Raw genomic sequence first — 6,166 nt, forward strand, 5'->3', positions numbered from 1 at the left:
GCGCGCTCGTGGAGGAGCACGCCGAGGCTCTGGAGGCCGATCTGCTGCGGTACTACGGCGTCGACCTGCTCGACTGGCACCGCGAGGCGCTGTCCTCGCGGCGCCTGGCGGTCCTGGTGCGCCACCTGCCGCCGGACTCGGCGTTCGTACGGGCGCGGGAGGGCGAGGCGGCGGAGTGGGGGCTGACGGACCATCTGCTGGCCGCGGTCGTGGACCACTTGGCGATCGCCAACTGGATGTTCGCGTCGGCCAACCGCGACGAGTACGCGGACCCGCCGGAGGCGCCGGTACCGGTGCCGAGGCCGGGGGCGGAGGCCACCGACACATCCGGCGGCCCACCCGCCGGCCACGCGCCGACGGGGGCGGAGTTGGCGCGGTTCTTCGGGTGAAACGGCCGTTCGAGTCCACTGGGAGGGTGCGTGGGCAACAGTGAAGAGGTGACCAGGGTCGCCGAGACGGCCGTCTCGAAGTGGCTCGACCGCTTCTGGCCAGGGGTCCAGAGGCAGTGGCACCAGGAGGCGATGACGCTCATCAACTCCGAGGCCAACGCGCTCAAACTTGAGGCCACGGCGTTCAAGGGCGAGGCCAACCTGGCCACCTACTCCTTCAAACTGGCGGGGACGGACTTCAACCTTCAGGAATTCCTCAAGGAGAGACGTGCCGAGCGGGAGGCACGGCAGACGATCGATGGCATCAAGTCGTCCGTCACCGCCGTGAAGCAGCGGGTGGCGGCGACGCGGTCGTCGCTGGCCCGGACGATCCTCCGCGTCCGCACGGAGGTCACCTCCATCCGCAGGATCGCCGAAAAGGCCGAGCGGGACAGCCAGCAAGCCCTGCGAAGGGGCAAGGACGCACTGCAGAAGGCCGAGGCCGCCCACCGGCGGCAGCGCACGGCCGCGGGCAACGCCCGCGGCTCTATGCCACCCGGCCGGGTGTCGAACGTGCAGGACATCAATGAGGCGAGCCGGGCCATCAACGAGCTGGAGCGACGGCTGAGCGGTCTCGTCAGAGCTCTCGGCTGAGGAGGAGGCCGCCCATGTCACTGGTACAAGCGCTCAACCGATCCGTCTCCGGCTTCCGCGGCCTGCGCAGCACCGTGGGCCAGACCGACAACAGCGTCTCCAAGTTCGCCCGTACCGCGACACAGGCGGGCTCCGCCGTCGGCCGCGTCAAGGGGGACGTGGACAAGTCGGCCAACTCCATGCGCACCCTGCAGCGGGAGGCCAACGCCGCCGAGCGCAGCGTGGCCAGGAGCGGGAGGTCCATGACCACCGCGGGGCGTAGCGCGGCGACCGGTGGCGGGCTGATGGGGCGGATGAAGACGGGGCTGCAGGGGGTGACCACGGCCCAGAAGGGCCTCAACACCGCGATGAAGTCGAACGTGTTCGGCGCCATCATGGCGCTGCTGATGCCGCTGATCATGAAGCTCGTCGACATGGCGATGCAGGTCAAGACGGTCCAGCGCATCGTCCAGGCCGCCTTCAAGATCATCGGCCAGGTCATCGGCTCCACGATGCGGGTGGCGAAACAAGTGGTGCAGGCGACCTGGAACGGCATCAAGACGGCGTTCACGGTCGTGCTGAAGGTCATCTGGACCGTCGTGAAGACGTACTTCAACATCTACAAGACCATCATCACCACGGTCATCCACGCCATCATGGCCGTGGTCCGGCCTCTGCTGTCCTTCTTCTCGGAGCGGATCCCGGGCGCCTTCCGCTCCGCCCGTAACGGCATCCAACGCGCCTTCAGCGGGCTGGCGGACATCGTCAAGGGTGCGTTCAGCGCCGTGCTCGGGGCCGTACGCGGACCGCTCAACGGGGTGATCGGGCTGGTCAACCGGGCGATCGGCGCGCTGAACCGGGTCAAGGTCTCGGTGCCCTCCTGGGTGCCGGGGATCGGCGGCCAGTCATTCGGGGTGAACATCCCCACCATCCCCACGCTCGCCCAGGGCGGCATCGTGCTGCCGCGCCCCGGCGGCACGCTCGCGCTGCTCGCCGAGGGCGGGCAGGCCGAGGCGGTGCTGCCGCTGAACCGGCTGAGCACACTGCTGGCCCGCACCGGACCCGCGCCCGCCCCGGCGGGCTCCGGCAGGCCGAGCGGCGGATTCGTCATCGAGCACTACCACGAAGCCCCGGGCGCCAGCGCCCGGCAGACCGCCGAGGATCTGATGTTCCTGATGAGGGCGAGGGGGTGAGGGGGTGAGGGACATGGCGAGCGAGACCACCGCCACCGAACCGGGGCCGCTCATCACCACCGACGGGCAGGTCCAGTGGGCCGGGCTGCTGATGGGCCCCGGCACCGACTACTGGATCGCCGCCGAAGGTCTCACCGGCTGGGAGGAGTTGCCCGCGCTGGACACCTCCGACGCCGACCGCCCCGTCGGGCACGGCGGCTGGCCCGGCTCACAGTGGGCGCAGGCCCGTACGGTCACCGCGCAGGTGTGGTTCGCCCCCGACCCGGACGCCGGACCGGAGGCCGTGCGGGAGGCGTTGCGCACACTGCGTGCCGCCACCTCCGTACGCGACGAGGAGGAGTGGCTGGCCGTACGCCTGCACGGCGAGACGCTGGCCGTACGGGCCCGGGTCGCCCAGCGCGTGGTCCCCACCGACCGGCAGTTCGCCGCGAGCCGGCTGGCGAAGATGACGCTCCAGTGGAAGGCGAGCGATCCACGCCGTTACGAGGCGGTGGGGCGGCGGGACACCGCCGGGCTCCCGCAGCCGGAGGCGGGGCTCATCTGGCCGCTCAACTGGCCGCTGGCCTGGGGTGCGCCCGGTTCCACCGGAGATCTCGCGGTGGAGAACGACGGCAGCGCACCCGCCCATCCGGTGATCACCTTCACCGGGCCGTGCACCCGGCCGCGACTGGCCAACCGGACCAGCGGCGACTGGCTGGAGTACGCGATCACCCTCGCCCCGGACGACGAACTGGTCGTCGACACCGCCGAGGGGACCGTGATGTTCAACGGCACCGCCTCGCGCCGTCACACCGCCACACCGGGCAGCGCCCCGGAGGAGTCGTTCACCCTGCCGTCCGGGACGTCGCAGCTTTCCTTCCGGGCGTCGTCGGGAGGGGAGGGAGCCACCGCCACGATCACCTGGCGCCGCGCCGAGTGGTGAGGCACCGCGCCACCCCATCATCCGCTCCGCCCCTCAACGCCCTTACGACCACGAGGAGTTCTCCGATGACCGTGGGAGCCGTCCTATGACCGTCCGTTCCGCCTGGCATCTGCCCACCGGCCAGACCCGTGAGGACACCCGGCTGGCCGTCAGCCTCGGCATGGCGTCCACCGGACCGCTGCTGACCCGGGCGGGATGCGTGTTCGGCGGGCTGCAGCTCACCGGCACCACCGCCACCGGTATGCAGGCCAAGCTCTCCCCGGGCCAGGTGTGGATCCCGGGAACCTCCACCGGATCGCAGGGCGGCTATCCGGTCACCGTCGACTCCGACACCCTGCTGACCGTCGCCGACGGGCACTCCAGCCTGCCACGTGTGGACGCGCTCGTCGTACGGGTCCACGACACCGACTACGACGGCTCCGGGAAGTACGAGGCCGCCCTGGAACTCCTCCAGGGCACCCCGGCCGGCTCCCCCACCGCCCCGGCCGTGCCCAAGAACGCGGAGCTTCTCTACGAGATCGCCGTGCCCGCCGGGGCGTCCGCGGCCAAGGGCATCACCTGGGCCTCCGCCATCACCGACCGCCGCCGCTACACCGCTGCGCTCGGCGGCATCGTCCCCGCCGCGGGCGGCGCGCCGCACAACGGGGCATATGCCGGGCAGTACCGCGACGCGGGCGGCCGGCTGGAGCGCTGGGACGGCACCCAGTGGACGAAGTACATTCCGGACACCGTGCTCCGGCACACGGCGGACTGGGGAGCCACCACCTCCGCGACCTATCAGGAGATGCTCACCGACACCGTCGCCACGCTCACCGCCACCTTCACCGCCCCGGCGTCCCGGTGGGTGTCCATCACCTTCGGCGCCTTCACGGCCGCCGACGGGAGCGCCACCGCGTACAAGTCGTTCCGGCTCAGGACGCAGAACGGCACCGAGGTGCTCGCTCCGTCCGACGACCGCGCGGCGATCCTCGACGGTGCCGGGCGGGCCTCGATCTCCACCTGTTTCCCGGTGGGGAACCTCACCCCGGGCGCCGTCTACACGGCGACCGCCGCGTACCGTTCCTCGATCGCGGGGACGCGTGTGCACTTCGACAACCGCTTCGTCCGCGTGGACCCGGTGGCGTGACCGCCGTGGACGCCCGCTACCGCGCCGTCTTCGCCGATCTGCGCACCGACCAGGCCATCGACGTGCTGCCCCTGCGGGAGGTGGAGTACGACGACTACCTCGGCAAGCCGGGATCCCTGACCGCGACCATTCCGGTGCCCGACGCCCGGATGGCCCGGCGGGTCCGGGAGCTGGTGGAGGGGCGCACCGCCGTCTATCTGGAGCGGGGGGACGAGGTCTGCTGGGGTGGCATCGTCTGGACCCTGACCCCGGCCACCGACGACCGGGGGCTGACCACGGTCGGGCTGCAGGCGGCCACGTTCGACTCCTACGCGGGCCGTCGCTACATCCGCGCGAATCTGAGCTTCACCGCGCTCGACCATCTGGAGATCGTGCGCCGGCTGTGGGACTACATGCAGGGGTCCGAGGGCGGCCACATCGGCGTGGAGTACGAGCCGACGGCCCCCACCGCGGCCCGTACGGTGGCCTACAGCGACGGTGACGAGACCCTGGTGGAGGAGGCGATCGGGCAACTCGCGGCGATGGAACCGGGTTTCGAGCACCGGATCGCGGTGTACCGGGATCCGGTGACCGGGCGGCGGGTGAGGCTGCTCCAGCTGGGCTCCCCGGCGATCCGGGTGGGCAGCCAGCCGGTGATGCTGGATCTGCCGGGCGATGTGCTGTCCTACTCCTTCCCCCGCGACGCCACGCGCGGCGGGACGACCGCGCGGGCCAGGGGCGGCACCCCGGAGGGCGGGGCGGGCGGCCCGGTGATGTCCGCGGAACAGGTGGCGCAGGATCTCCTCGCGGCCGGGTTCCCGCGCCTGGACACCTCGTCCGACCACAGCAACGTCACCGACAAGGCGACGCTCGACGCGTTCGCCCGGTCCGAACTCGCCGCTCTGCGCGGCACGGTGGTCATCCCCTCGGTGCGGATCCGCCTCGGCTCGGGCACCACACCCGCGCTGCTCGGCACGACCGTGCGGCTGCGCATCAAGGACGTGTGGTTCTCCGAGGGGCTGGACGCCCGCTACCGCGTCGTCGGCATCAAGGTCACCGCCCCGGAGCGGGGACGTGCGGAGACCGCCGATCTGTATCTGGAGGAGGCAGACTGATGGCGAACCTGCCCGAGGACATCGTGGACCGGATCAGGGCCCTGGAACGTCAGGTGCACCGCCTCACCACCTACGTCAACAGCAAGCCCGGCGGGATGGCGGCGGCCCTGGCCGTCACCGAGCCGTCACCGCCGCGGGTCCAGGAGGTTTCCGGGGAGGAGCCACCGCGGCCCGACGGTACGGCGGCTGGCCCCTGACGTCCGGTCCCGACGGGGCGGCAGGGGTGGCCGGGGCGGCCGGGGCGGCTCAACCACCGCCCGGCCCGGTCACCATGTCGTGGTAGGGATCCTTGGGCGCGGCGACACGCCGTACGGCGGTGGCGTCCAGGGCGGGGCGAGCATCGTCCGTGCCCACCTTTCCGGTGGGATGCCAGGTGCCGGTGACGGTCACCCAGGCGTCGGCGGGGGGCGCCGACGCCCCGTGCACCCGCACCTTGCGCACCTGTGCGTCGGCGGCGCAGCAGCTGATGACGAGGCGGCTGACGTACCAGGTGCCGTGGCGGCCGGGGGTGACGAAACCGGTGAGCCGGACGATACGGCCCTTGAGGGTGCCGTCGGTGTCCCAGACCGCACGGGAGCTGAAGTCGTTCAGCGTCATCGGCACCACACCGGTGTCCGGCAGGGCCGGGAAGAGGCTGTCCCCGCTGTCGTCCGAGGAGGAGGGGGCCCGGGGTGCCTTCGCCTCGTCACGGGAGGCGGTGTACGAGCCGAGCGCGGGCGGCGCCAGGAAGAGGATGGTCAGGGCCGGTACGTACAGCAGCCAGGCGACCTTCGGGCCACCGCCCCCGTGGGTATGGCCGAGGCCGTGGCCGCCGCCATTGCTCTGGTCGG

The 6,166-nt window shown here is 71.7% G+C and carries 8 protein-coding genes; 7 read left to right on the forward strand and 1 reads right to left on the reverse strand.

The genetic code is table 11. The features are described from left to right. The first annotated feature begins 8 nt into the window (after positions 1 to 8). From NP777_RS04045 to NP777_RS04075, 7 genes are all read left to right on the forward strand, one after another. Positions 9 to 389 (forward strand): DUF5361 domain-containing protein, encoded by a 381-nt coding sequence (locus NP777_RS04045; protein WP_256648597.1) that lies wholly within the window; start codon positions 9 to 11, stop codon positions 387 to 389. A gap of 30 nt (positions 390 to 419) precedes the next feature. Beyond that, complete coding sequence (locus tag NP777_RS04050) at positions 420 to 1,022, forward strand: hypothetical protein (protein WP_256648598.1); 603 nt, start codon at positions 420 to 422, stop codon at positions 1,020 to 1,022. A gap of 14 nt (positions 1,023 to 1,036) precedes the next feature. Then, entirely contained in the window at positions 1,037 to 2,194 is a 1,158-nt protein-coding gene (locus NP777_RS04055) for a hypothetical protein (protein WP_256648599.1), read from the forward strand. A 13-nt stretch (positions 2,195 to 2,207) separates the two neighbouring features. After that, positions 2,208 to 3,116, forward strand: coding sequence for a phage distal tail protein (locus NP777_RS04060; protein WP_256648600.1), 909 nt, complete (start codon positions 2,208 to 2,210; stop codon positions 3,114 to 3,116). A gap of 85 nt (positions 3,117 to 3,201) precedes the next feature. Continuing rightward, positions 3,202 to 4,242 (forward strand): hypothetical protein, encoded by a 1,041-nt coding sequence (locus tag NP777_RS04065; RefSeq protein WP_256648601.1) that lies wholly within the window; start codon positions 3,202 to 3,204, stop codon positions 4,240 to 4,242. Then, positions 4,239 to 5,336, forward strand: coding sequence for a hypothetical protein (locus NP777_RS04070; protein ID WP_308404999.1), 1,098 nt, complete (start codon positions 4,239 to 4,241; stop codon positions 5,334 to 5,336). Before NP777_RS04065 ends, NP777_RS04070 begins: the two co-directional genes overlap by 4 nt. Further along, entirely contained in the window at positions 5,336 to 5,533 is a 198-nt protein-coding gene (locus NP777_RS04075) for a hypothetical protein (RefSeq protein ID WP_256648602.1), read from the forward strand. Before NP777_RS04070 ends, NP777_RS04075 begins: the two co-directional genes overlap by 1 nt. Positions 5,534 to 5,582: 49 nt before the next feature. On the opposite strand, the gene NP777_RS04080 is transcribed toward NP777_RS04075, so the two are convergent. Next, positions 5,583 to 6,166: TIGR03943 family putative permease subunit (locus NP777_RS04080; protein WP_256648603.1), on the reverse strand; the 584-nt coding region annotated here is incomplete at its 5' end.

Source organism: Streptomyces rugosispiralis, from assembly GCF_024505145.1.
Taxonomy (GTDB): domain Bacteria; phylum Actinomycetota; class Actinomycetes; order Streptomycetales; family Streptomycetaceae; genus Streptomyces; species Streptomyces rugosispiralis.

Coding starts and splice junctions, on each gene's coding strand:
- NP777_RS04055 (WP_256648599.1), top strand. CDS start 1,037: ATGTCACTGGTACAAGCGCTCAACCGATCCGTCTCCGGCTTCCGCGGC.
- NP777_RS04075 (WP_256648602.1), top strand. CDS start 5,336: ATGGCGAACCTGCCCGAGGACATCGTGGACCGGATCAGGGCCCTGGAA.
- NP777_RS04065 (WP_256648601.1), top strand. CDS start 3,202: ATGACCGTCCGTTCCGCCTGGCATCTGCCCACCGGCCAGACCCGTGAG.
- NP777_RS04060 (WP_256648600.1), top strand. CDS start 2,208: ATGGCGAGCGAGACCACCGCCACCGAACCGGGGCCGCTCATCACCACC.